General features: G+C 28.3%; 26 protein-coding genes. 18 read left to right on the top strand and 8 right to left on the bottom strand.

Annotation, left to right across the window (positions count from 1 at the left end):
• Window positions 1–273: 273 nt before the first annotated feature.
• The 4 genes from NSA50_RS08950 to NSA50_RS08935 all read left to right on the top strand — a co-directional run bounded on the left by NSA50_RS08950 (window position 274) and on the right by NSA50_RS08935 (window position 4,100).
• Window positions 274–1,602 (top strand): family 4 glycosyl hydrolase, encoded by a 1,329-nt coding sequence (locus tag NSA50_RS08950; RefSeq protein WP_195262930.1) that lies wholly within the window; start codon window positions 274–276, stop codon window positions 1,600–1,602.
• A 29-nt stretch (window positions 1,603–1,631) separates the two neighbouring features.
• Window positions 1,632–3,191: a PTS transporter subunit EIIC gene (locus NSA50_RS08945; RefSeq protein WP_195262931.1), complete on the top strand. Its 1,560-nt coding sequence runs from the start codon at window positions 1,632–1,634 to the stop codon at window positions 3,189–3,191.
• Window positions 3,192–3,293: 102 nt separating this feature from the next.
• Window positions 3,294–3,530, top strand: coding sequence for a MurR/RpiR family transcriptional regulator (locus NSA50_RS08940; protein WP_257444513.1), 237 nt, complete (start codon window positions 3,294–3,296; stop codon window positions 3,528–3,530).
• Window positions 3,531–3,581: 51 nt separating this feature from the next.
• The gene (locus NSA50_RS08935; RefSeq protein WP_257444512.1) at window positions 3,582–4,100 is read left to right on the top strand and encodes a MurR/RpiR family transcriptional regulator; all 519 of its coding nucleotides are present in this window, start codon (window positions 3,582–3,584) and stop codon (window positions 4,098–4,100) included.
• A 148-nt stretch (window positions 4,101–4,248) separates the two neighbouring features.
• Here NSA50_RS08935 and NSA50_RS08930 read toward each other — a convergent pair whose 3' ends face one another.
• Window positions 4,249–4,875: a hypothetical protein gene (locus tag NSA50_RS08930; RefSeq protein WP_195429824.1), complete on the bottom strand. Its 627-nt coding sequence runs from the start codon at window positions 4,873–4,875 to the stop codon at window positions 4,249–4,251.
• 232 nt (window positions 4,876–5,107) lie between these two features.
• Between NSA50_RS08930 and NSA50_RS08925 the strand changes: the two genes are divergently transcribed.
• The 3 genes from NSA50_RS08925 to NSA50_RS08915 all read left to right on the top strand — a co-directional run bounded on the left by NSA50_RS08925 (window position 5,108) and on the right by NSA50_RS08915 (window position 8,544).
• Window positions 5,108–6,229, top strand: coding sequence for an SGNH/GDSL hydrolase family protein (locus NSA50_RS08925; protein WP_257444511.1), 1,122 nt, complete (start codon window positions 5,108–5,110; stop codon window positions 6,227–6,229).
• Window positions 6,230–6,242: 13 nt separating this feature from the next.
• Entirely contained in the window at window positions 6,243–7,325 is a 1,083-nt protein-coding gene (locus tag NSA50_RS08920) for an SGNH/GDSL hydrolase family protein (protein WP_257444510.1), read from the top strand.
• A 199-nt stretch (window positions 7,326–7,524) separates the two neighbouring features.
• On the top strand, window positions 7,525–8,544 hold the full coding sequence (locus NSA50_RS08915; protein WP_257444509.1) for a glycoside hydrolase family 130 protein: 1,020 nt from the start codon (window positions 7,525–7,527) through the stop codon (window positions 8,542–8,544).
• Between the two features lie 71 nt (window positions 8,545–8,615).
• Here the strand turns inward: NSA50_RS08915 and NSA50_RS08910 are convergent, their stop codons facing one another.
• A complete protein-coding gene (locus NSA50_RS08910) occupies window positions 8,616–9,755 on the bottom strand; it encodes an SLC13 family permease (protein WP_257444507.1) in 1,140 nt (379 codons plus the stop codon).
• A 182-nt stretch (window positions 9,756–9,937) separates the two neighbouring features.
• On the opposite strand from NSA50_RS08910, the gene NSA50_RS08905 reads away from it, so the two are divergent.
• The gene (locus tag NSA50_RS08905; protein WP_257444505.1) at window positions 9,938–10,897 is read left to right on the top strand and encodes a tRNA dihydrouridine synthase; all 960 of its coding nucleotides are present in this window, start codon (window positions 9,938–9,940) and stop codon (window positions 10,895–10,897) included.
• A gap of 366 nt (window positions 10,898–11,263) precedes the next feature.
• Here the strand turns inward: NSA50_RS08905 and spoVAE are convergent, their stop codons facing one another.
• Genes spoVAE through NSA50_RS08880 form a run of 5 tightly spaced genes read right to left on the bottom strand, consistent with a single transcriptional unit; the run spans window position 11,264 to window position 14,213 of the window.
• Complete coding sequence (gene spoVAE / locus NSA50_RS08900; RefSeq protein WP_195262939.1) at window positions 11,264–11,617, bottom strand: stage V sporulation protein AE; 354 nt, start codon at window positions 11,615–11,617, stop codon at window positions 11,264–11,266.
• Between the two features lie 22 nt (window positions 11,618–11,639).
• Window positions 11,640–12,641, bottom strand: coding sequence for a stage V sporulation protein AD (spoVAD, locus tag NSA50_RS08895; RefSeq protein WP_195262940.1), 1,002 nt, complete (start codon window positions 12,639–12,641; stop codon window positions 11,640–11,642).
• Complete coding sequence (gene spoVAC / locus NSA50_RS08890; protein ID WP_195262941.1) at window positions 12,642–13,121, bottom strand: stage V sporulation protein AC; 480 nt, start codon at window positions 13,119–13,121, stop codon at window positions 12,642–12,644.
• Between the two features lie 12 nt (window positions 13,122–13,133).
• Window positions 13,134–13,994, bottom strand: a complete 861-nt coding sequence (locus NSA50_RS08885; RefSeq protein ID WP_257444503.1) for a DUF421 domain-containing protein — start codon at window positions 13,992–13,994, stop codon at window positions 13,134–13,136.
• A 12-nt stretch (window positions 13,995–14,006) separates the two neighbouring features.
• Window positions 14,007–14,213, bottom strand: coding sequence for a DUF1657 domain-containing protein (locus NSA50_RS08880; RefSeq protein ID WP_097033275.1), 207 nt, complete (start codon window positions 14,211–14,213; stop codon window positions 14,007–14,009).
• A 261-nt stretch (window positions 14,214–14,474) separates the two neighbouring features.
• On the opposite strand from NSA50_RS08880, the gene NSA50_RS08875 reads away from it, so the two are divergent.
• The 7 genes from NSA50_RS08875 to NSA50_RS08845 all read left to right on the top strand — a co-directional run bounded on the left by NSA50_RS08875 (window position 14,475) and on the right by NSA50_RS08845 (window position 20,411).
• Window positions 14,475–14,678, top strand: coding sequence for a DUF1657 domain-containing protein (locus NSA50_RS08875; RefSeq protein ID WP_195262943.1), 204 nt, complete (start codon window positions 14,475–14,477; stop codon window positions 14,676–14,678).
• Between the two features lie 374 nt (window positions 14,679–15,052).
• A complete protein-coding gene (locus NSA50_RS08870) occupies window positions 15,053–15,949 on the top strand; it encodes a Cof-type HAD-IIB family hydrolase (RefSeq protein WP_195429821.1) in 897 nt (298 codons plus the stop codon).
• 159 nt (window positions 15,950–16,108) lie between these two features.
• On the top strand, window positions 16,109–16,771 hold the full coding sequence (locus NSA50_RS08865) for an HAD family hydrolase (protein ID WP_257444502.1): 663 nt from the start codon (window positions 16,109–16,111) through the stop codon (window positions 16,769–16,771).
• A 123-nt stretch (window positions 16,772–16,894) separates the two neighbouring features.
• Window positions 16,895–17,167 carry a hypothetical protein gene (locus NSA50_RS08860; RefSeq protein WP_195262945.1) on the top strand — a complete coding sequence of 91 codons (273 nt, stop codon included), beginning with the start codon at window positions 16,895–16,897 and terminating at the stop codon, window positions 17,165–17,167.
• Window positions 17,168–17,329: 162 nt separating this feature from the next.
• Window positions 17,330–17,902 (top strand): hypothetical protein, encoded by a 573-nt coding sequence (locus NSA50_RS08855; protein WP_257444501.1) that lies wholly within the window; start codon window positions 17,330–17,332, stop codon window positions 17,900–17,902.
• A gap of 96 nt (window positions 17,903–17,998) precedes the next feature.
• Complete coding sequence (locus NSA50_RS08850) at window positions 17,999–18,568, top strand: TetR/AcrR family transcriptional regulator C-terminal domain-containing protein (RefSeq protein WP_195262947.1); 570 nt, start codon at window positions 17,999–18,001, stop codon at window positions 18,566–18,568.
• A gap of 148 nt (window positions 18,569–18,716) precedes the next feature.
• Window positions 18,717–20,411, top strand: coding sequence for an oleate hydratase (locus NSA50_RS08845; RefSeq protein WP_195262948.1), 1,695 nt, complete (start codon window positions 18,717–18,719; stop codon window positions 20,409–20,411).
• A 116-nt stretch (window positions 20,412–20,527) separates the two neighbouring features.
• Here NSA50_RS08845 and NSA50_RS08840 read toward each other — a convergent pair whose 3' ends face one another.
• Window positions 20,528–21,049, bottom strand: a complete 522-nt coding sequence (locus tag NSA50_RS08840; RefSeq protein ID WP_195262949.1) for an excisionase family DNA-binding protein — start codon at window positions 21,047–21,049, stop codon at window positions 20,528–20,530.
• A gap of 321 nt (window positions 21,050–21,370) precedes the next feature.
• On the opposite strand from NSA50_RS08840, the gene modA reads away from it, so the two are divergent.
• Genes modA through NSA50_RS08825 form a run of 3 tightly spaced genes read left to right on the top strand, consistent with a single transcriptional unit; the run spans window position 21,371 to window position 23,931 of the window.
• Window positions 21,371–22,171, top strand: a complete 801-nt coding sequence (gene modA / locus NSA50_RS08835; RefSeq protein WP_257444496.1) for a molybdate ABC transporter substrate-binding protein — start codon at window positions 21,371–21,373, stop codon at window positions 22,169–22,171.
• Between the two features lie 9 nt (window positions 22,172–22,180).
• Complete coding sequence (modB, locus tag NSA50_RS08830; protein ID WP_195262951.1) at window positions 22,181–22,852, top strand: molybdate ABC transporter permease subunit; 672 nt, start codon at window positions 22,181–22,183, stop codon at window positions 22,850–22,852.
• Window positions 22,853–22,863: 11 nt separating this feature from the next.
• Window positions 22,864–23,931: a sulfate/molybdate ABC transporter ATP-binding protein gene (locus NSA50_RS08825; protein WP_195262952.1), complete on the top strand. Its 1,068-nt coding sequence runs from the start codon at window positions 22,864–22,866 to the stop codon at window positions 23,929–23,931.
• Window positions 23,932–23,975: the final 44 nt, after the last annotated feature.

The raw sequence follows: 23,975 nt of genomic DNA, 5'->3' as shown, positions 1-23,975 counted from the left end.
CTTATTATAAATTTTACAATAAAAAATCGTCTTTTAACGAAGAAATTATATAGATAAAAAATCTCTCAATTTTAAATTGAGGGATTTTTTATATTAAGTAATAAATTTTGAATCAGATTTAAATTTCAGTGATCTTTTTATTTTTTAGAAAGCCATGAGCAACAAAAAATTTCATAATGTGAAATTTTTTTATTTTTGTTTATGTAAAGTGATATAGTATAAACATCAAGAGAAAACATTTACAAAACATTTACAAAAAGGGAGATGATTGCAATGAAAAAAAATGCAGTAGTTATTGTTGGTGCAGGAAGCACGCACACACCAGGTATAATACAAAGTTTATTACAAAAAAAGGATGATTTTCCTTTAAGAAAATTAGCACTATTTGATATTGATGAGAAAAGATTAAATTTAGTATATGATATTATGAAACAATTTATTGGAGAAACTTATCCAGATCTTGAAGTAATTGTAACAACAGACGAAGAAAGAGCTTATACAGATGTAGATTTTGTTTTTGCTCAAATTAGACAAGGTGGATTAAAATTAAGAAGTTCAGATGAAAAGATTCCATTAAAATATGGAGTAGTGGGACAAGAAACTTGTGGACCAGGAGGATCAATTTCTTATGGTATTCGTTCAATTCCAGCTATAATTCATATGATAAAGACGGCAAAGAAATATTCTCCTAATTGTTGGGTACTAAATTACTCTAATCCAGCAGCAGTTGTTGCAGAAGCTACAAGAAGAGAATTTAATAATGAGAGAGTACTAAATATATGTGATATGCCAACAGCTATTCTTTTATCTTATTCTAAAATGTTAGGTTTAGAAAGCTGGCAATCTTTAGATCCATGTTATTTTGGACTAAATCATTTTGGATGGTTCACAGCTTTATTTGATAAAGATGGAAATGATCGTTTACCAGAATTAAGAGAAATGATATTAACTTCTGGAATGACAGCTTCAAGTGATAAACATCATAAAGATCCAGATTGGCAAAAGACATGGAAGCAATATGCTAAGATAGTGAAAGATTATCCAGATTATTTACCAAATAGTTATCTTCAATACTATTTATATTCATCAGATATGGTATCTAAAATGAATATAAATCGTACAAGAGCAGATATGGTTATAGAAGGCCGTGAAACAGAAATGTTTGAAGAACACAAAAAATACTTAGAATCACCAGAAACTTATAAGAGCCCATTACAAGAATTTACAGTATTCGGAGATTTTATAGTTGATGCAGCAGCATCTATTGCATACAATAAAGGAGAACGTTTCCTAGTAATCGTGGAGAATAATGGGGCTATTCCTAATATTCCAGCTGATGCTATGGTAGAAGTACCAGCATATATACGTTCATGGGGACCAGAGCCTGTATCAATATCTGCAATACCAACTTTCTATAAAGGAATGATAGAAAATCAAGTAGCTTCAGAAAAATTAGCTGTTGATGCATATTTTGAAAATTCTTATGAAAAAGCATTACAAGCTATAGCAATAAATAAAACGGTACCATCTACAACAGTTGCAAGACAAATATTAGATGATCTAATTGAAGCAAATGGTGAGTACTGGCCAGAGTTAAAATAGTATTGACTTCAGATAAAGGGGAGATTTTTATGGATAAGCAAAAATTATTTAGCTCATTTCAAAAGCTAGGTAAAGTTTTAATGGCACCAGTTTTATTACTTCCTATTTCAGGAATACTTGTTGGAGTAGGAAGTGCATTCACTAATGCGAGCTTAGTTAAAGTAGCTCCGTTTTTAGGAAATGACTTTTTCTCTTTACTTTTTCAACTTATGAAAGATGCGGGGAACGTTGTAAATAATAATATTTCAATAATATTTGCAATATGTATCGCTTATGGATATGCTAAGTCAGAGAAAGCTACAGCAGCATTATCAGGTTTCTTAGGATATATGACAATGAATACTGTTATGGGGAGCTTCTTAATTGCTAGGGGAATTATAGATACAAGCAACTTACTAACAGGTCAAAAGGCAATTTTAGGTGTAGTAACACTAGATACAGGAGTATTTGGTGGAATAATAATTGGTCTTATAGTAAGTTATCTTCATAATAAATATTATAAGATTCAATTACCACCAGTATTAGGTATATTTAATGGAACTCGTTTTATACCAGCAATTACTATTATCGTAGCAAGTTTTGTAGGAATAGCTTTATCATTTGTTTTTCCACCAATACAAAATGCTTTACAGCTTTCTTCTGAATTCATTAACGCAACAGGCGTATTTGGAGCCTTTGTATATGGATTTGCTGAACGTATATTGCTACCTTTTGGGTTACATCATTTTATATATCTACCATTCTTCTTTACATCACTTGGTGGAGTAATGGAGATTGGCGGTCAAACAGTAGAAGGTGCAGTAAATATATATAATGCTATATTAAATACTCCAGGAGCGATGTTTGATATCAACATAAGCCGTTATGTAATGAATGGAAAAGTATTATTTGCAATGTTTGGTTTGGTTGGAGCAGCACTTGCTATATATAAAACAGCTCATAAACAAAATAGAAAAAAGGTAGCTTCCCTTATGATAGCTGCAGTAATACCTTGTGCATTAATGGGAATTACAGAACCATTAGAATATAGCTTCCTATTCGTAGCACCTATACTTTTTGGAGTGCACGCATTATTATCAGGTATAGCTTATATACTTACTTATATTGTTTCATTTAATATAGCTGGACCATCAGCATTTGGAGGACCATTACTATCATGGATATTCAATGGAATACTAAATGCAGATAAAGGATCAAATTGGTATTGGTTACTTATTCTTGGACCTATATACTTTGTTATATACTACTATGTATTTAAATTTGTAATAATTAAGTTTGATTTAAAAACTCCAGGTAGAGAAGTTCAAGAAAGTAAAGATGAAGTAGTAAGCGAAAGTTGTACAGGTGATTTAATTCCTAGAATAGTAGAAGCTGTTGGTGGCAAGGAAAACATTTTAAAAGTTGAAGCATGTTTTACAAGATTACGTTTATCCTTGAAAGATAAATCAATAATAAAACCAAATGAGTACTTTAAAAATGAATTATCTGCTAATGGAATCGTTAAGGTTGCAGATGGAGTACAAATAATTTATGGTAATAAGGCTTCTGTTTATAAGACTGAAATGAGAGAATTTTTAGGATTAGAATAATAATAATACAAAAAATATAGGTTAGTTTTCACTACCCTATATTTTTTGTATTATAAGCATGTATAATATAAATTGTATATATTAAATAAAGCGGAGGGAATCATGTACTCATTTTTTTCTAATTTGAAAAGATGTGTAGAAGAAATAACAGAATATTCTTCTACTGATAGTTATATAGCTCAATTTATTTTACATAATCATGACAAGATACCTAAAATGACTATATTTGACATTGCAAAAGAATGCAGCACGTCAGCAGCTACGGTAACTAGATTTTGCAAGCGCGTCAACAATTCAAGTTTTAAGGAATTAAAAGAGGATGTTGTAGTCTATAACTAATTTTTAGAAGGTGAAATAAATCATAAGAGTATTGATAATAATGAAATAGATATGAATAGTAATGAGATTTTAGAAAACTATTTTGAATCAGTTTATAAATCATTTAATGAAACTAAAAAGTTAATTAATGAAAACAAATTGGTTAGAGCAGTTGAATGGATTTATGAAGCTAAATCTATTTATGTTTTTGGTAGCTCTTTTTCTAATATTGTTGCTAAAAATTTGAGTGAAAAATTTACTCGCTTAGATAAAACTACGTATTCTTTTCCTACATTAAAAAGCCAACTATTAGCTATAGAGAATATGAAAAATGATGATGTTGCAATAATAATATCATTTTCAGGTACAACAAGACATATAAAACAGATACATACAATGTTAAAAGAAAAGAATATAAGGGTAATTTGGATTACATCTCAAAGGGAAACCAATAACTCATTTAAGGAAATAAGATTATTAGTGAGTCCAATAAAAATGGATTATTTCCAAACTGCAATAATTCAAGATCATGCATTAAATAGTGTGGTTGATATTTTATATATCTATTATGCGCAATTGTATAATCAATAATTATAGCAAATTAAAGTAAAGAATAATTTGTGGTATATGGGAGCTGTCACACAATTTTTAATTTTATATGCTACATTAAATGGATTTATAAGACAGCTCCCTAGATTTATATATTTTAAGATATTATATTTATTACTACATATCTATATTAATTCACACCATCTCTAGTGCAAGTATACTTAAAAGGGGGCTGAGTTTGAAGGTAAAATCCATTTCTAACTTGAGAAATCCAGTTTTGAAAAATTTCTAACCATGCGTTGCTATTGAAGAAGTCTTCTAAAGGTAAATTTGGATTCCATTCTAATAATAAGAAAGGTCCTATTCCAAAGGACCAAATTCCAGTTTGTTCAACAGTTGATTCTCTAATTAAAAGCATAGGAAGGCCGAATTGAAAAGCCATAGCAGGTTCAATTTGTGCAAAAGGGCTACCTTCCCAAGTTGTAAAATTTAGCTCTTCACCTAAATTGTTTTCTAGAGCCCTAACTTCTCTTTGAGCAAGGTTAAGAGCTATAAAACCATAACTTGATAATATCATTCTTCTTATATTAGTTAGAGGTGGTTCAGGGTATTGTTCAGTAACTGGCAAAGTTCTTGGAAATAACAAAGCTTTTTTTATTTCTATAATAATTCTGCTTACAAAGTCTTGCTGAGTTGAGTTTAACCTACTTGGATGGCTAAGAAACACTGGGATTCTATATAGAAGCCTTGAACATTCTTGTATTATATTAGTGCTCATTGGCGTAAAAGTATTTTCGGAATTTAGTTTACTTAACATATCTAGTTCATCTCCATAATAATTATTATTTTATCTTTTGATATATACTACAGTATATAAAATATGCAAGTGAAATGTTAATTAAAATAGATAATTTTCTAAAGTAATAAAAAATAAACAATTATTCAGATTTATATATAATAAATAAGGAACATATATACTTTCAATAAATAAAGATATACAATTAATATATATTTGACAAGTTATATTGACGTTTTCAAGGAGGTTTAATATGGATTATATAATTACTGAAGAAATGATAAAGAATTCATTAGTTAGTAAAGGTGATACATTAAGACTTGCTAAAGTTTTAATGAAAGCAGGAAGTGGACAGGATATAACAGTAGCTTTTTTAGGTGGGTCTATAACGCAAGGCTGTAATGCAACGAAGCAAGAAGATTGTTATGCAAGCAGGACATATTTATGGTTTAAAGATACATTTAGTAATATAAATATCAATTTTATAAATGCAGGGGTTGGAGCAACAGGATCAATTATAGGAGTTCATAGAGTCCAAAAGCAGGTATTGGATAAGAATCCAGATATAATATTTATTGATTTTGCTGTAAACGATAAAAGTACTAATTATGATAAAGTAGCTTATGAAAGTTTAATAAGAAGAATATTATCAGTAGAAAATCCTCCAGCTATAGTGGAAGTGTTTATGAGTAATTTTGATGGAAGCAATGTACAAGCACAACAAATAGAAATTGGGGGAAAATATAATATTCCAATGATAAGTTTTAGAGATACCGTACACTCAGAAATAGAAAAAGGAAATTTAAAATGGCAAGATGTAGCTAGTGATGAAGTTCATCCAAATGATTATGGTCATTTCATAATATCAGAGTTACTAATTGATTTTATGAAAAACATATTAGCTGATATTAATAAAGAAGATAATACTGAAGTGATAGTAAAAGAAGTTGAGTCTGTAAATCCAGTCTTTGGAGAAAGATATAAGAATGGAATTATAAAAAATAATAAAACCATAGATGTTAATAAAATAAAAGGTTTTATTGAAGATTCTGAAGGCTTCCAGGTTTTTCAGCATGGATGGAAGTGTAGTTTAAAAAAAGGAAATACAGCTTTTTTAGAAGTTGATATTGAATGTAAAGATTTATTTTTATTATATAAAAAGTCAGTTAAAGATTCAGCAGGCAAAATAGAAGTAATAGTAGATGGAAATAATCCAATTATAATTGATACTTATTTTGAAGATGGATGGGGAGATTATTCAGCAACAGAGTTATTAGTTGAATTTGAAAATATATCTAATCATAACATTAAAATAAATGTACTTGATGAAGAAAAGGAGACAGAAACATATATAATGGGATTTTTAGTATCTTAGGAGGTGAGAGTTTATGTACTTAGAAGAACTTAATAAAGAAGATTTTGAATTTATAGAAGCCGATAATTCTCATTATAAATATATGGGAAGAATTGATTTTGAAAATTCTAAGGCTCCAACAATTATTTATGCTGGTAGTATGATAAAAATTAAATTTAGTGGGGCAAGTTTGAAAATTGCTTTAAAGAATTATCATAGCCATTATGAAAATGCTATTGGATTTATTATTGATGATGAAATAGAAGGTAAGGTAGTAATAAAAGAACATTATAAAGATATAGTAATAGATATTGCAGAAGGTTTAGAAGATAAATTGCATGATTTAGTTTTATATAAAAGGTCTGATGCAGCACATTATTTTGACTTTTACGGAATTATAATAGATAAAAATTCTTATACTGAAGCAGCAAAGAAAAACTATAATAGAAGAATTGAGTGTTTTGGTGATTCAGTTTCAGCAGGAGAAGTATGTGAAGCTATTGATTACGTTGGTAAAGTAGATCCGGAAGGTCATGAGGGAATTTATTCTAACGCATGGTATTCATATTCAATGATAACAGCAAGAAACTTGGGAGCAGAAATTAATAATAATGCTCAAGGTGGAATTGCAGTTATGGATGGAACAGGGTATTTTAACCCATCAAGAGGATATTTAGGGTCTGAATCTACTTATGATAAGCTTAGATACAGTTCAGAGCTTGGTGAATGTAATGAGTGGGATTTTTCAAAATATACACCACATGTAGTAATTATGGCGCTAGGGCAAAATGATGCTCATCCTGAAAATTATATAGATGCTGATAAAGAAAAAAGAGAAGTGTGGAAATCTAAATATGCTGAAATAATAACAGATTTAAGAAGCAAATATCCAAAGGCTCTGTTTATAGTTATAACAACTATTTTATGCCATAGTAATGGCTGGGATGATGCTCTTGATGAAATGGTTGATAAGTTAAATGATGAAAAGATAGTTAGATATAAGTTTAAAAGAAATGGATGTGGAACTCCGGGGCACATAAGAATTCCAGAAGCAGAAGAAATGGCAACTGAATTAACTAACTATATAGAATCTTTTGGAGAGGATATATGGAAGTAAGTTTGTTGTTTTAAAATATAACATTATTACAGAAATATAAACAATAATAAAGTATAAATAACATAAATATAGAAATTAAAGCCAATAGATAGTAAATTTAATTTGTAATTGTTAACAAGTTTATTTAGCTTGTAGAGTTATTAATTTATGATTAGTAATAAATATTTAATTTAAAAATGGCAAGATTGGGAGGATCTTTATGGAAAATGTAAAGATATTTGGAGAAAAATTAAGTAATATACCTTGGCAAGAAAAGCCAGAAGGTTTTGATGGAGTAGTATGGAGACACGATGGTAATCCAATTATAAAATGGAATCCTACAAAAAAATCAGCAAGAATATTTAATAGTGCAGTATTACCATATGAAGATGGATTTATAGGAATATTTAGAGCGGACCATAAAAATGGTAAGCCACAATTACATGTTGGTAGAAGTAAAGATGGACTAGATTGGGATATTGAGGATGAAGAAATTCATTGGAAAGATGAAGAAGGTAATGACTATCAACCAAACTATTCTTATGATCCTAGATTAGTTAAAATTGAAGATACCTATTATATTGTTTGGTGTGCTGAATTTGGTGGAGCTGCACTTGGACTTGGAACAACTAATGATTTTAAGGAATTTGTTAGACTTGAAAATCCATTTATTCCTTTTAACAGAAATGGAGTTTTATTTCCAAGAAAGGTTAATGGAAAATACATGCTTTTAAGTAGACCAAGTGATAGTGGACATACTCCATTTGGAGATATATTTATAAGTGAAAGTCTAGACTTAGTTCACTGGGGAAGACATAGAAGAGTTATGAGTAAAGGTGGATCAGGCTGGTGGCAAGGAACTAAAATTGGAGGAGGAGCAACTCCAATAGAAACATCAGAAGGATGGTTAATGATTTACCATGGTGTATCTGGAACTTGTAATGGATTTGTTTATAGCATGGGAGCAGCTATTTTAGATAAAGAAAATCCTTCAAAAGTTTTATATAGAACAAGAGATTACTTATTAACTCCAGAAAAGGATTATGAAACAACAGGATTTGTTCCAAATGTAGCATTCCCTTGTGCAACATTACAAGATGCTGAAACTGGAAGAATAGCTATTTATTATGGAGCAGCAGATACTTATGTAGCAGTAGCATATACACAAGTTGATGAGTTAGTCCAATATATAAAAGAAAACTCAGAATTAGTATATGGGGATGACATAGAGTTTAGATAGGCATTATTAAGTGTAAAGAAATAAAAGAAGAGTTCTTGCTTGATTAGAAAACAAGTAAGAACTCTTTTGATTTATATTTTAATCATAATATAAATTATTGGGACTAATATTAATAATCCGTAAAGATTATATAAGGTAAAGCTTTTTAAGAATTTTCCACTACTTTCAGGATATTCTTTTATATAAAGTTTATATGAGATAACACTAGCTAATGAAGCTATAAGTGTACCAAGGCCTCCTATATTAACTCCAAGCAAAAGTTCTTTATAATATGGAGTAAATCCTGAAATAAGCATAGTTGCAGGTACATTACTTATACCTTGACTTACAATTATTGATGAAAAGTAAGTACTTTTACTAGAAGAAAGTATTGATTCCATAATATTTTTAATATAATCCATTGAAGATATATTGCCTATAAATATAAAGAAACAAATAAAAGTTAATAATAAAGAGTAGTCCACTAACTTAAATAGTTCTTTATTTAAAAACAATACTGTAATAATAGTAAAAACAAAAGTAATTTTATAATCAATAACATGAAAAACTGAAAGTAATATTATTAAAAGCAACATTAAATATATTGCAAATTCTTTTAAATTTGAAATTTTAATAGTTTCAATTGTAAATGAGTATGTGTTATTTTCACTTTTAAAAATTATTGTAATTAAAAATAAAGTTGAAAGTATTACTAATGGAAGTGTTATTTTAAAGAACTCCAGTGGATTAACTTCAAAGAAAGAATAAATAAAAAGATTTTGCGGGTTACCCATAGGAGTTAAAGAGCTTCCTAAATTAGCAGCAATTGTTTGAAATATTATTATTTTAAAAGGGTTTATTTTAATCTTTTTTCCAATTATTAATGTTAATGGTACAAATGTAATTAAAGCAACATCATTTGTAACAATCATAGAAGAAAAGAAAGTTAAAAATATTAAAGTAAAGCATATAGATCTATAGCTTGTACATTTGGACAATAAGGATGTAGCAAAGGAATCTAATACTTTTAATTCCTTAAAAGCAGCTACAATAAGCATTAAATTAAATAAAAGAACCAAAACATTAAAATCGATATATTCTAATTTAGGCATAGAAAAAAATGAAGATACAATTGCTAATGTTAATGCAATAATTAGCAAAATATCTTTTTTTATAAATGTAATAATTTTTTCAGTGAATTTAATTTTTTCTAGATTTAATATAGAATTCATTTAAAACCTCGCTGTAAATTTATTTATGCAAAATACTTAATAAATTTTACACTAATGAAGTTATTAAATTCAAGTGGTAAGAATAATATACATTTTATTAATATTAAGTAGATAAGAGGCTATAAGGCTGATATAATGTTTCTTGAAATCTTTATATAAAGAATATAGTAAGGAGTTATTCTATGAAATATTATTTAGCACCAATGGAAGGAATCACTGGATTCATATATAGAAATACATATAAAAAATTTTTTGATGATATTGATAAGTATTTTACGCCATTTATTGTTCCAACAAGTAGTAAAAGTTTTAAGACTAAGGAATTAAGAGATATTTTGCCTGAAAATAATAAGGGCGTTTATATAGTTCCTCAAATACTTACTAATGATTCTGAAGGTTTTATTACTACTGCTAGAAAGTTACAACAATTAGGTTATAACGAGATTAACTTAAATTTAGGATGTCCTTCAGGAACAGTAGTTTCTAAAAATAGAGGATCTGGGTTTTTAGCTAAAAGAGATGAGCTAGATATGTTTTTAGATGAAATATATAAAATAGATGATATGAAAATTTCAATAAAAACTAGAATAGGAAAAGATAGACCAGAAGAATTTTATGAATTAATAAAAATTTATAATAAATATCCCTTAGAAGAATTAATTATTCATCCTAGAACTAGAGAAGATTTCTATGGAAATAAACCTAACTTAGAAGTGTTTAAAGATGCCCTAACATTAAGTAATAGTAAAGTATGTTATAATGGTGATATTTTTAAATTAGAGGATTATAATAAATTATCAACAGAGTTTCCTGAATTAAATACAATAATGTTAGGAAGAGGAATATTATCAAATCCAGGGCTAATTAATGAAATTAAAAATAATATAAATTTAGATAAAAAAGTATTAAAAGAGTTCCATGATGAAATCTTCAATAATCATAGAGAAGTGTTTAAAGATGATAATATTGCACTTTATAGAATGAAAGAGCTATGGGGATACATGATTTACATATTTTCAGATAATAAGAAATACGCTAAAAAAATAAAAAAATCACAAAAGGTAGAAGATTATAATGAAGCAGTTTCAAGTTTATTCAATGAACAAGAAATCATAAAAGGAGCAGGACTGTTTAGTAATTAATATAAAGGCTATGATAAATAGTATATGTTCCATAAGCTAAATAGCTGTGCAAAGAAGTACTAGGCTTGGAAAAACTACTATGCCAAGAGTTTTGGTTAACTCGCTGTGCTCAAACAAACCAACAACACTAAGGCCTAGTAGTTCTTCCTTCACCAAGTACTTCTAATTGCTTGCTATATGCTTATTCCACATATGCTATTTATCTTCGCCATCTTATATTAAGTATCTAAATTAATAATGAAAATAAGGAATTAAGGGGAAAAATCCTTATAGGATTTTTTGAGAAATTGATTTTAGAATAGTTAACCAAAGGTGAACTATCATTTTAACTCTTTCACTTTTCACTATTTAACTCTTAACTTTTGATCATCCTTTAGGTTTGAATATTATTGCAGCAAAGAAACCAAATATTATTGCAGCAGCAACACCTCCGCTTACTGTCTTTAGCATACCAGTAAATATTCCTACAAATCCTGTTTGTTGAGCTTCATTTATAGCTGCCGTTACAAGTGTATTTCCAAAGCTACTTATTGGAACAAATGCTCCTGCGCCAGCAAATTTAACTAGGGGATCATATAGACCAAACCCTCCTAAAATTGCACCAATTACTACTAATGTACAAGTAGTATGTGCAGGAGTAATTTTCAAAGTATCCATTATAAGTTGCCCAATAACACAAATTATACCACCTATTATAAATGCAAAAATAAATTTTTCCATAAGTTAAATCACACCTTCTTTTTTACATTTCTATAGAAACCGCATGGGCAACGCAAGGAATGCTTTCCTTTTGTTGAAAGGAGATAGGGGACATTAGAGCGCCTGTTGCCACAACTAATATCTTTTTTAACTCTCCTTTACGCATGCGATTAAGTAAATGTCCATAAGTTACAGTAGCAGAACAACCACAACCACTTCCACCAGCAAAACTAGGTTGATCTTTTGTATATATTAAAAGTCCGCAGTCTGTAAATATATCTATTGGCATGTATATATTGTGTTTTTCAAATAAAGCATTAGCAATTTCATGCCCAACTTTTCCTAGGTCACCAGTAGCAATAAGGTCATAATTTGAAGCATCAATGTTTAAATCTCTAAAATGAGCTTCTATAGTATCTACAGCAGCTGGAGCCATAGCAGCGCCAACGTTATAGGGATCTGAAATTCCCATGTCTACAACTCTTCCAATAGTAGCAGAAGTAACCTTTGGACCGTTGCCTTTTTGTGCAAGCACTGCTGCACCAGCACCAGTTACTGTCCATTGAGCAGTAGGTGGTCTTTGAACCCCATATTCTGTGGGATATCTAAATTGTTTTTCAGCAGCAGCATTATGACTACTTGCAGCTGTCACAACATATTTTGCAGATTTACTATCTATAAGTTGAGCTGCTAATGCTAAACCTTCCATGGAGCTTGAGCAAGCACCAAATATTCCCAGATAAGGAATTCCTAAAGTTCTTGCAGTAAAGCTGCTAGAAATAATTTGATTCATTAAGTCTCCGCTAAAGAAGAAGTTAATATCTTCTTTTTGCAAGTTTGCTTTTTGTATTGCTCGTTGGCAGGCGTGTTCAAGAAGGGCTTTTTCTGCTTTTTCATAGCTATCTTGACCAAGCCATAAATCTTCTGTAAGTATATCAAAATCATTAGCTAAAGCTCCATTAGCTTCGAATGGTCCGCCAATAGCTGCTGAAGATAATATTGTAGGTTTAGAATCAAAAATCCAAGATTGATGTCCTTTAAGCATTTACATCGCCCCCAACCATATTATTATCATTTTTATAGTTGCAACTATAAAAGCAGAGAAAACTCCATAAACAACTATTGCACCTGCAAGGCTAAACATATTTCCAGCTACTCCAAGTACAAAGCCTTCACTTTTATGTTCAATTGAAGCAGATGCAATTGAATTAGCAAATCCTGTTATTGGGACAGCAGTTCCGCATCCAGCCCATTGACTAAGGTGATCATAAATTCCAAGCCCAGTAAATAAAGCTGAAAGAAATATTAAGAGTATGTATGTTGGGGCCATTGATGTTTTTTCATCAAAATTAAAATAGTTCATAAATATCCATTGAAATCCTTGGCCGATTGTGCATATTGCTCCACCTACAAGGAATGCTCTAATACAATTTTTAAAAATAGGTCTTTTAGGTTCTATGCTTTTTACTAAAGCATCATATTGTTGCTGAGATGTAGTCATTTTTTTCTTTTTCATATTTGACATATATTTCACCTTCTAACGTAATAAATATGGTTCTAATTTTGCTAGAATTCGTTCTAAAGATTTTGAGTCTTTTAAATACATATTTTTAGCATCTTTATTATCAGTATCTATAGAAAATGACATAAGATCTGATTGGCTCTTTTCTAAGCTAGCATATAACATTTCTTTAATTTCAGTTTTAGGAACTTGTATCATATCATCAAATAAGTCAATGTATAAATCTCCAGAAGAATCAACTTGCCCTAGAAAAACATTCTCAAGGGAAACACCTTTAATTTCTAGTTGAGTTGTAAGCCAACCTTGATTTAATCCAGCATTAGTAAGTCCTTCATTTAATATATTTCCATCTAAAATAACTGTTTGTGGCTCTGCTTTAGGAGATACTTTTTTTCCTAAATCATATGAAGTAACAGGCTTTTTATCAGCTTTTAAACTAACATTTATGTCTCCATTTGTTTCCATAACAGCAAACTCGACATCAGCTAAATTAAATGCTTTTTTAGAACGTAATTCTTGTAAAAATTCGTGACCTGTTATTCTTTCTTTAGATAAGTTATCTTCCATTATTTTTCCATTTTTTATTAATACTCTTTCTTTACCGTGAATTGAATTATAAATATATTTACTCTTCATTGAAGCATAATCTAAGGCAAGAGGCATTAGTGCCCAAACAGCTAAAGGTATTAATCCAAAATAAAAATTATCAATTAAATTTAAAGAAAGTAAAGAAATTATAATGGCTATTGAAGCATAAGAAATAAAATCAAAAGGGGTAGACCTAGCTAAGGTCTTCTTTTTTATGAATCTTGCTATTACTAAAGCTAAAAAAAATAGAACTATTGATTTAAATAATACTATTAACCAAGAATCCATAGTCCACCTCACTTAGTTACCTTTATATTGGGGTTCTTCAAACTCCATAAAGCCTATTCTTTTTTCTAGATCTTTTTTTATATTATCTATTTCTTTAGCTGCTTCTTTATAAGTGTTTCTAGATTTTTCATCACGTTCTTGTAATGAATACATTTCTAAAGTAGATTGAGCGCCTTTTAATGTGGCTAACGTTTGTTTTACTTTTGAAATAGCAGTCATATAAAAGCCTCCTTTATATATAAATCTTTCTCACTTACTTTAACCAGTAATATTAGTTTTAATTCATTTCTTATATAAATATTTACTTTAATTCATTTCTTTCTTATATAAATATTTACTCAAATTATTGAAAAGGATTATCTAATAGAAGTTAGGCTAAAAAGGAATATATTTCATTATAAAAAGAATATTTAAATTGAATATTAAAATTGATAATGAACAAAATAAAATTGCAATACAAAATATAAAGGAGGAAATATTATGCCTACAGGAACTAAACTTGAAACAGCATTAGCTAGTGCAAAAGGATTAGCTGCTGATATGAAGACTTTTTCTTTAGACACAGATAATCAACAAGCAAAACAAATGTTTAATCAACTTGCAAGTACAATGGATGGTGTTGAGCAATCACTTCAATCAAGACTTGATTTTGTAAAACAACAAGAACCACAATATAATAAATAGTAAAAATACTCCTATATCTATAACATCAACTAGATATGGGAGTATTTTTATGAATAATTTTTTATGTAAACTTTAAAATATTTATAAATATAAGATAAATTATTCTTTTCAATAAATTATGAAATTTTTATTCTATAACGAAGGTATTTATTCAGACATTTGGAGTAGTTAAATGAAAGATTAAATAATCAATTATTTCAGATCTGATATTTTACTTAAATAAATATATTAATTATTTAATATATCTTAAGTTTTAATTATATGGCTTAGTAATTAAAGCTTAAAAGTAATTAGTATAAATTTATGTAAAATTACAAATGTATGATATTATATAATATAATAGAATCAAATATATCAAAAACGGAGGAATAGTTATGATAAGATTAATAGCGTCAGATATGGATGGAACCTTATTAAATAGTGATCATGACATAGATGTTGAAACTGTAAAAGCAATTAAAAAAGCCGAAGAAGCTGGAATAATATTTGCAATATCTACAGGTAGAGAATATGACAGTGTTAAGGTTTTATTAGATAAACATAATATAAAGGCTCAATGTGTGCTTTCAAATGGAGCGGAATATAGAGATGAAGATGGAAATATCTTAGATGTAATAAATATAAAAAATGAAACTGCAAAGAAGATAATCGAAATTCTAGATAAAAATAAAATGTCAGCTCGAATATTTACAGAAAAGGGTGTATTTACTACATCTACAAGAGAAATGGCTCTTCAAGAGGTTATCTTTAGAACTATGAGTTTTAATCCATCATTAACTGAAGAAGAAGCAAGAGAAGTTGCAGAAAATTTAGGTTTCTTTACTTGTTTACAATTTATTGAGGATTTAGATAAATTCTTTGAAGAGGGAGTAGAAGTAAGAAAATTTGTTGCTTTTCATAATGATATAGAGCTTATAGATAAAATGAAGAAAGTGCTTGGAGAAATTGAAGGATTGGCTATCTCATCATCATTCAGAGATAATATAGAAATTACTGATATAAATGCTCAAAAAGGAATAATCTTAGAACAGGTTGCAGCTAAAATGGATATAGCAAGAGAAGATGTTATGATATTAGGTGATAGTTTTAATGATTATTCAATGTTTGAGATATTTGAAGAAACTGTTGCAATGAAAAATGCTATACCAGAGGTGAAGGCGATAGCTAAATATATAACAGATAGCAATGATAATTTAGGAGTTGCTAAAGCCATTTATAATGTACTTAATAATGAAATGGATAAAATGCTTAAGTCAGAAGAAAATTTTTAATAAGATATTAAAATTAAAATAAACTCAAAGATAATTAATTATTCATTATCTATGAGTTTATTCTTAATTGTAATCTAAATAAATAAACTTTATTTTTATAAAGTTTAGAAATATTGATATTTAAAAAATTAATATTTGTAGCAAAATACGGAGGAGAATATGCAGCTTAATATGGATGAAATAGACTCAGTAATTTTTGATATGGATGGAGTTCTATTTGATACAGAAAGAATATATTTAAAGGTTTGGACAAGGGTTTGTAAAAAGTATGGTTATAAAATGACTAAGGAAATATATTGCAGGGTTATAGCAACTGGGCGTGAGAATGTTAAGAAGGTATTTAAGCAGGAATTTGGCATGGATATTCCAATAGAAGAAATGTATAAAGAAAAGGATGAGGCTTTAGCCAAAGAAATAGAAAAGAAAATACCATTAAAAGAAGGAGCTTATGAATTACTTACATATTTAAGAAAAAATAATTATAAAATAGCTTTAGCTACTTCAGCTACAAGAGACAGAATGGAAAAACAACTAAATAGAGCAAACGTTAAGCATTTATTTGATGATTTAGTATGTAAAGATGATGTTGAGAAAACTAAGCCTAATCCTGATATATTTATAAAAGCAGCAGACAAGCTTAAAGTTAATCCTGAAAATTGTATTGTAATAGAAGATTCATCATCTGGGGTTAAGGCTGCTTATAATGGAAATATGAAGGTGGTACATGTAGTTGATTTAAAAGAGGCAGATGATGATATAAAAAAGCTTTGTTATAAAAGCTTTAATAACTTAATTGAAGTAAAGGAAGCAATATTTCATTAAAATTAAGATTTTAGGCTGTTTATGAGTAAAATATAAGTTTTGTATTTAATATTTATTATAGTAACATTAAAATATACAACTTGAAAAAGTATAAAAATAAAACTAAAGAAGGAAGTGTCTGTTATGGAAGAAAAATATGATTATATTTTTAAATGGTTAAAAAATGCGACAAAAGAAGAAAGGCACATAGATGAAATGGAAGCTTTTGCAAAGAAGCATCCGATATTATTTATGAAATTTCATAAGCTATTTAGACCAATAGTACAACTTGATGAGAATAACGAAGAATACATAGAAGCAAAAGAAAAACTTGTAAAATTATTTTCAGAAAATGAAGAAGATTTTAAAGTAGTTACTGAAGCTGTAAAAACTAAATTTGCAGGTAAATATTTTTAGAATATAAATATTCCTAGACTTTCAAATTATGAATTTAGTTGGTAGATTTGTGTAATTATATAAAATATATTACAATGAAGTTATAAATATTGAATTTATCAATAAGTAAAAAAGAAAGTATCGTATTAACTTTCTATTGAACTATTTAAGGAGATGTGTAATATGAATAATTCACAAAAAAATAAAAGTAAAATCAGTAAATTATTTAGTTCAATTGATAATTTTCTAATTGAAGAAAAGGAACAAAAGTTAAAAGCAAAGCTAGGTAAAAAAATAAAAGACTCTATATTTACAGATGAAATTTTAACAAAACTTAATGAACATGATTTTAGTGGAGTAGCAGATAAAGAAGAAGATGTAGTTATGCTTTTTTCAACTATATTCCCTATATTTATAAAGGATAAGGGAATAATATTTAGGCTGTACAAGCATAAAATTGAAGTGGATTTATCTGATGAAATGAAAGATAGATATATCTATATGTTTTCTGATGGGAGATTAACATCAGGATTATTTAAGTGTTTTAGTATTAGTGATGATGAATATGTATACGGAATAAAAAGAATAATAGATGTCATTCCACTTTTTAAAGCTGAAATATTAGATACTTTATCAAACTATGAAAGTATTATAAATTCCAATAATAAAATAGAGGATTTTAAATCAAAAGAATCAGTAGCTGAAAATAATTATGATGAATTAATATTATATTTAACAAAGGCAGAAAAAAAATAAAGTGAAAATTAGAAGTGTTGTAAAATGATTAACTATTAATCAAATACAATGCTTCTTTTTAGATATAGTTATAATTTTATAATAAAGGAGAGGAACATGTCTAATTCACAAATAACAGAAATGGCTTTGGCTAATGCCTTAAAGAAACTAATGAATAAGCATTCTATAAATAAAATTACAGTCAAAGAAGTTACTGATGAATGTGGGATTACAAGACGTACATTTTATAATCATTTCAATGATACTTATGAATTACTTGAGTGGATTTATGAACATGAAGTGATAGAGGAATTAGAACAATATTATAATTTGGATGGGTGGAAGACAGCTATAACTATAGTTCTTCAGTACACTATAGACAATAAAAAAATATGTCTTAATACATTTAATTCTTTGGGGCGAGATCATTTAGAGAAGTTCTTATATAATATTTTTTATAATGCATTACAAGGTGTGACCCTAGATATTATAAAAGATATGGATATTGATGAAAATATAAAAAATGAAACTATAAGGTTTTATACACTAGCTATAGTAGGAGAATTTATATTGTGGCTTAAGGATAACTTAAAAGAAGAACCACAATGTATTTTAGATAGAATAGAAATAATAATGACAGGGACCATTTCTTATGTGATGATGAGAAATGATAAAAGAAGAAAATAATAATATATTAGAGAAGATTGACTAAATATTACACAGTTAATTAAGCATGTGCAATATTTTCTCAATCTTCTTTTTCTGTTTATTGAAGAAATTTTATTACAGGAATAATCTATTAAATGTAAAGAATTTAAAGAAGAGGTGTTTAATTATGGGAAATTATCAAAAAATCAATCCTCTTACACCTAATAATATTGATGTAAGAAAAGCATATTTAATTGGAGGAGGAATAGCTTCATTATCTGCAGCAGCATTTTTAATAAGAGATGCGCATATGCCAGGTGAAAATATTCATATTTTAGAGGAATCTAAAGTTTATGGAGGTTCAATGGATGGAGCTGGAACTGCAACTACAGGATATACTGCAAGAGGTGGAAGGGAAATAGAAGAACACTTTGAATGTTTCATGGAATTATTTAGTTTTATACCATCCTTAAAGGATAAAAATAGAAGTGTATTAGATGAGTTTAGAGAGTTAAATCTTGAAGAACCTATTGAGTCACACTGTCGTTTAGTTCATAATCAAGGAGAAAGAACTGATTTTTCTAGTTTAGGTTTATCAAAGGAAAATGCTATGGAACTTGCTAAACTTCATATGTTAACAGAGGAAGCTCTTGGAGCAACAACAATTGATGAATACTTTTCACCATCATTTTTTGAAACAAACTTTTGGTTCTTTTGGGCTTCAATGTTTGCCTTTGAAGAATGGCATAGTGTTGTAGAAGTAAAACGTTATATGGAAAGATTCATGCATTTAATAGGTGGGATGAATAGGTTAGAAGGAATTTTGCATACTGAATATAATCAATATGATTCATTAATTCTTCCTTTAATAACATGGTTAAAGGATAATAATGTATGCTTTAATAAAGGATATAAAGTTACAGATATAGATTTTGATTTTTCAAATAATAAGAAGATAGCAACAGCAATTCATTATATAAAAGATGATTGCTATGAAAAAATAGAAGTAAATAGGGATGATTTAGTATTATTTACAAATGGATCAATGACTGAAAATACAACAAGAGGCGATTTGGATAATCCTGCAGCTCTAAATACTTCAGATGATAAGGGATGTTTTAGTGTATGGCAAAAGCTTTCAAGAAAATCAGAAGACTTTGGAAGACCAGAAGTATTTTGTAGTAATATAGATAAAACTAAATGGTTGTCATTTACAATTACATTAAAAGATGATGATATAGTTTTCCCTTATTTATATAATTTAACTGGAGATAAGCCAGGAATGGGAGGGCTTGTAACAATAAAAGATTCAAAATGGTTTATGAGCTGGGTTGTACCAAAGCATCCTCACTTTATTAATCAACCTGATAATGTTAAAGTTTTATGGGCATATGCATTAAATATGGATATAAAAGGTGATTATATAAATAAAACAATTTCAGAATGTACAGGCCGTGAAATGTTTGAAGAGTTATTATATCACATGGGATTAAAGGATAGAATTCCAGAAATCCTTGAACACACTGTTAATGTAATTCCAAGTATGATGCCATATATAACTTCTCAATTTATGCCTCGTGTAAAAGGAGATAGGCCTCAGGTTATTCCTTATGGTAGTGAGAACTTTGGATTTATAGGACAATATGCAGAAGTAGAAAATGATTGTGTATTTACTGTAGAGTATTCTGTTAGAAGTGCAATGATGGCTGTATATGGATTAATGAAGCTCGATAAAGTTGTTGATCCAGTATTCCCTAGTCAATATGATATACGAGTATTAGTTAATGCAGCTAAAACATGTCTTGGAGTAGATAAGCTATCACTAAAAGATATTGCATTAAAGGATATTTTGAAAAATACAGAAATATTAAAGCTTTTATAAATTTAAAGATTAGCCTAAGAAGTGAAAATAACGCATTCTTAGGCTTGTTGTTTTCTTATTAATTAATATTTCATTTGTTTTTAGATATTATTAATTTAAAATATAAATAGTAAGTATTATTTATAAACTTTTACAGACATAGTTTTAAAAATAGCATAAAACTCAGTACCTTTTTCTATACACATTTCATTTAAGGATTTTTTAGTTATTAATGCTATTAGTGGAATCCCAATATCTAAAACTACCTTTGCGCTATTACCATCTAATATAATGTCAGTTACAATACCTTTATGAACATTTCTTGCACTACTTACAAATGTACCTTTACTTAAGATAATATCTTCAGGGCGAATAGAAATTCTTACATTACCTCCTAATTCAGTACTTACTTGGATTTTTACAGAATCAATTAATGCAAAAGTTTCGTCATCTTCAGAAATTAAAGTTGCTTCATAGCTATTTTCATAACCTTTAGATTTTAAAAGATAAATTTCAAATTGGGATTTAGATATACGAAGGTGCTTCCCCATACGGTGAGCATCTAAATCACCACGTTTTATCATTTCATATACAGTACCTTTAGTTATTTTTAATTTTTGAGCAATCTCATCTGGCGTATATAAGATATCTTCATTCATTTTATTCACCTTTTCATTCTATTAGTATAAAAATAATTTAACATATTATTTAGTATATAACAATTAGAAAATGGTTTATAAATTTAAGGGTTATAGACTTCTATATCAATATATTTATTAAAAATATTTGAAAGGTTTAAATTTAAATATTTAAGGAAAATGAATATAAAAATCAAAATTAATTGACACTAGAGAGTATTTACAATATAATTACAATTGTTTGGTTTTGTTAGGTTTAGTTCTGTTTTAGTTTGTTTTGGCATAACTAAATCAGTTTTATTTATTGTAATGATAGTATTTCATAAATTAGGAGTGTGTAAAATGAAAAAGAAAATATCATTAATTTTAAGTATGCTATTATTAGCTTTTTCTTTAGTTGGATGTAGTAAGAATAATGTGTCAAATAATACAAATAACTCACAAGAAAAAGAATCAATTATTACTATTGCAGCAGCAGCAAGTTTAAAGAATTGTATGGATGATAAGTTAATTCCTATGTTTAATGAAAAGTATCCTAATATTAAGGTTCAAGCAACTTATGATAGCTCAGGAAAGTTGCAAACTCAAATTGAAGAGGGAGCAGAAATAGATGTATTTATGTCTGCAGCAACAAAACAAATGGATGAATTAAATAAAAAGGGTTTAATTCAAGAAAGTTCTATTGTCGAACTTCTTGAAAACAAAATTGTACTTATAGTTCCAAAAGAGAATAGTAAAGATATAAAAACTTTTGAAGATATATTAAAATCTGATAAAATAGCTATAGGAGATCCAGAAAGTGTACCAGCTGGACAATATGCAAAACAGTTATTTGAAAATCTTAAAATTTGGGACCAAGTGTCCTCAAAAGCAAGCCTTGGAACAAATGTCACAGAGGTTTTAACTTGGGTTGCTGAGGCAAGTGCTGATTCAGGAATTGTTTATTCAACAGATGCAGCATCAAATGATAAAGTGAAAGTAGTTTTAGAAGCACCAGAAGGAAGCGTTTCTAAAGTTATCTATCCGCTAGGAATAGTAAAGGCAACTAAAAATCAAGAAGCAGCCAAAAGCTTTACTGAGTTTTTACAATCTGAAGAAGCAATAAAAGTATTTGAATCTTACGGATTTTCAGGTAATAAATAGGAGAATATAATGGATATATCACCAATAATAATTTCTTTAAAAACTGCAACTGTATCTATGGTTTTTACTTTTTTGTTGGGACTTTTTATAGCAAGAGGAATTGTAAAAATAAAGTCTGAAAAAATAAAAATGATTTTAGATGGTATTTTAACATTGCCATTAGTATTACCACCTACAGTAATGGGATTCTTTCTTTTACTTATATTTGGCGTAAATAGACCAATAGGTAAGTTTTTACTAGAGTTTTTAGGCGTAAAAATAGTTTTTTCTTGGACAGCTACTGTAATAGCTTCAGTAGTTATAGCATTTCCTCTTATGTATAGATCGGCAAGAGGTGCATTTGAACAAGTTGATCAAAATTTAATAATGGCGGCAAGAACATTAGGAATTTCAGAAAGAAAAATATTTTGGCGTATAATTATGCCTCTTGCATTACCAGGAGTTGCTTCAGGTGGAATATTAGCTTTTGCAAGAGGTCTTGGGGAGTTTGGGGCTACAGCAATGATTGCAGGAAATATAGCAAATAAAACAAGAACCTTGCCTTTAGCAATTTATGCAGATGTAGCATCAGGAGATATGGCATCAGCTACTAATTATGTTTTAATTGTTACCATAATTTCTTTTGTTGTTGTTGTTTTAACAAATTATTTTACTCTTAAAGAAAGAAAATATATAAAGTAAGGAAGAAGATAATGAGTTTATTTGTTAATATAAAGAAAAAATTAAAAGGATTTTCTCTTGAAGTTTCTTTTGAAACAAATGGTGATTATCTTGGTATTTTAGGAGCTTCAGGAAGCGGAAAAAGTATGACTTTAAAATGCATTGCAGGAATTGAAACTCCAGATGAAGGGCGTATTATACTTAATGGGAAAGTATTATTTGATTCTGAAAAAAAGATTAACCTAAAACCTCAAGAAAGAAATATTGGATACTTATTTCAAAATTATGCTTTATTTCCTAATATGACTGTAGAAGAAAATATTGGAGTAGGATTGAAGGAATCTAAAAAAGAAAAAGAAATTAAAGTGAAAGAAATTATAAAATCTTTTTATTTAGAAGGTCTCGAAAAGAAATACCCAAGTAAACTTTCTGGGGGGCAGCAGCAAAGAGTTGCTATAGCAAGATGTATAATATACAAACCAGATATATTAATGCTTGATGAACCATTTTCTGCTTTAGATTCATACCTAAAAGAGCAGCTTCAAAGTGAGGTTTTAGAATTTTTAAAGCTATATAATGGTGAAGTTCTTATGGTTACTCACAGTAGAGATGAAGTTTATAAGTTTTGTGAGAATATTGCTATTATTGATAAGGGGAATTCAATTTTATTTGGAAATACGAAGGATATTTTTGAAAAGCCAAAGCTAAAAGAAGCAGCAATACTTACTGGATGCAAAAATATTTCAAAGTGTGAAGTTATATCTTCAAATAAAATTTATGCTACAGAGTGGGGTATAAAGCTTGAAACAGAAAAAGTAGTTCCTAGAAATATAAATCATGTAGGAATTAGAGCTCATAATTTTGAAATTCTTGATAATGGCAATATAAATAATGAAAAAAACATTATAGAGTGTGAAATAAATAAGATAGTAGAAAATGTTTTTGAATATAATATAATGTTTGTAAATAAAAATTCTAGTGAAAAAAATGATAGTAGTGTAATGGTATATAAGGTTAAAAAAGAAGAGTGGGATAACAGAAAAAATAAATCTAATTTATACTTAAGAATACCTGAACACTCAATTTTATTTTTAGAATAGTATATTTATTTTGTAGTAAGTATAAAAAATAGAATATGATAAAT

This window comes from Clostridium mucosae, from assembly GCF_024622765.1.
Lineage (GTDB): Bacteria > Bacillota > Clostridia > Clostridiales > Clostridiaceae > Clostridium.
Note: the sequence above shows the minus strand (reverse complement) of the source record. Positions and strands in the feature narration are given on the sequence as shown.

Excerpts from the sequence above, each read along its gene's own strand:
- NSA50_RS08865 (WP_257444502.1), top strand. The coding sequence starts at position 16,109 with ATGCAGCTTAATATGGATGAAATAGACTCAGTAATTTTTGATATGGAT.
- NSA50_RS08840 (WP_195262949.1), bottom strand. The coding sequence starts at position 21,049 with ATGAATGAAGATATCTTATATACGCCAGATGAGATTGCTCAAAAATTA.
- NSA50_RS08860 (WP_195262945.1), top strand. The coding sequence starts at position 16,895 with ATGGAAGAAAAATATGATTATATTTTTAAATGGTTAAAAAATGCGACA.
- NSA50_RS08870 (WP_195429821.1), top strand. The coding sequence starts at position 15,053 with ATGATAAGATTAATAGCGTCAGATATGGATGGAACCTTATTAAATAGT.
- spoVAC (WP_195262941.1), bottom strand. The coding sequence starts at position 13,121 with ATGTCAAATATGAAAAAGAAAAAAATGACTACATCTCAGCAACAATAT.
- NSA50_RS08940 (WP_257444513.1), top strand. The coding sequence starts at position 3,294 with ATGTACTCATTTTTTTCTAATTTGAAAAGATGTGTAGAAGAAATAACA.
- NSA50_RS08885 (WP_257444503.1), bottom strand. The coding sequence starts at position 13,994 with ATGGATTCTTGGTTAATAGTATTATTTAAATCAATAGTTCTATTTTTT.
- NSA50_RS08910 (WP_257444507.1), bottom strand. The coding sequence starts at position 9,755 with ATGAATTCTATATTAAATCTAGAAAAAATTAAATTCACTGAAAAAATT.
- NSA50_RS08920 (WP_257444510.1), top strand. The coding sequence starts at position 6,243 with ATGTACTTAGAAGAACTTAATAAAGAAGATTTTGAATTTATAGAAGCC.
- NSA50_RS08845 (WP_195262948.1), top strand. The coding sequence starts at position 18,717 with ATGGGAAATTATCAAAAAATCAATCCTCTTACACCTAATAATATTGAT.
- modA (WP_257444496.1), top strand. The coding sequence starts at position 21,371 with ATGAAAAAGAAAATATCATTAATTTTAAGTATGCTATTATTAGCTTTT.
- NSA50_RS08930 (WP_195429824.1), bottom strand. The coding sequence starts at position 4,875 with ATGTTAAGTAAACTAAATTCCGAAAATACTTTTACGCCAATGAGCACT.
- NSA50_RS08850 (WP_195262947.1), top strand. The coding sequence starts at position 17,999 with ATGTCTAATTCACAAATAACAGAAATGGCTTTGGCTAATGCCTTAAAG.
- NSA50_RS08905 (WP_257444505.1), top strand. The coding sequence starts at position 9,938 with ATGAAATATTATTTAGCACCAATGGAAGGAATCACTGGATTCATATAT.
- spoVAE (WP_195262939.1), bottom strand. The coding sequence starts at position 11,617 with ATGGAAAAATTTATTTTTGCATTTATAATAGGTGGTATAATTTGTGTT.
- NSA50_RS08925 (WP_257444511.1), top strand. The coding sequence starts at position 5,108 with ATGGATTATATAATTACTGAAGAAATGATAAAGAATTCATTAGTTAGT.
- NSA50_RS08855 (WP_257444501.1), top strand. The coding sequence starts at position 17,330 with ATGAATAATTCACAAAAAAATAAAAGTAAAATCAGTAAATTATTTAGT.
- NSA50_RS08950 (WP_195262930.1), top strand. The coding sequence starts at position 274 with ATGAAAAAAAATGCAGTAGTTATTGTTGGTGCAGGAAGCACGCACACA.
- NSA50_RS08875 (WP_195262943.1), top strand. The coding sequence starts at position 14,475 with ATGCCTACAGGAACTAAACTTGAAACAGCATTAGCTAGTGCAAAAGGA.
- NSA50_RS08915 (WP_257444509.1), top strand. The coding sequence starts at position 7,525 with ATGGAAAATGTAAAGATATTTGGAGAAAAATTAAGTAATATACCTTGG.
- NSA50_RS08825 (WP_195262952.1), top strand. The coding sequence starts at position 22,864 with ATGAGTTTATTTGTTAATATAAAGAAAAAATTAAAAGGATTTTCTCTT.
- modB (WP_195262951.1), top strand. The coding sequence starts at position 22,181 with ATGGATATATCACCAATAATAATTTCTTTAAAAACTGCAACTGTATCT.
- NSA50_RS08880 (WP_097033275.1), bottom strand. The coding sequence starts at position 14,213 with ATGACTGCTATTTCAAAAGTAAAACAAACGTTAGCCACATTAAAAGGC.
- NSA50_RS08945 (WP_195262931.1), top strand. The coding sequence starts at position 1,632 with ATGGATAAGCAAAAATTATTTAGCTCATTTCAAAAGCTAGGTAAAGTT.
- spoVAD (WP_195262940.1), bottom strand. The coding sequence starts at position 12,641 with ATGCTTAAAGGACATCAATCTTGGATTTTTGATTCTAAACCTACAATA.
- NSA50_RS08935 (WP_257444512.1), top strand. The coding sequence starts at position 3,582 with ATGAATAGTAATGAGATTTTAGAAAACTATTTTGAATCAGTTTATAAA.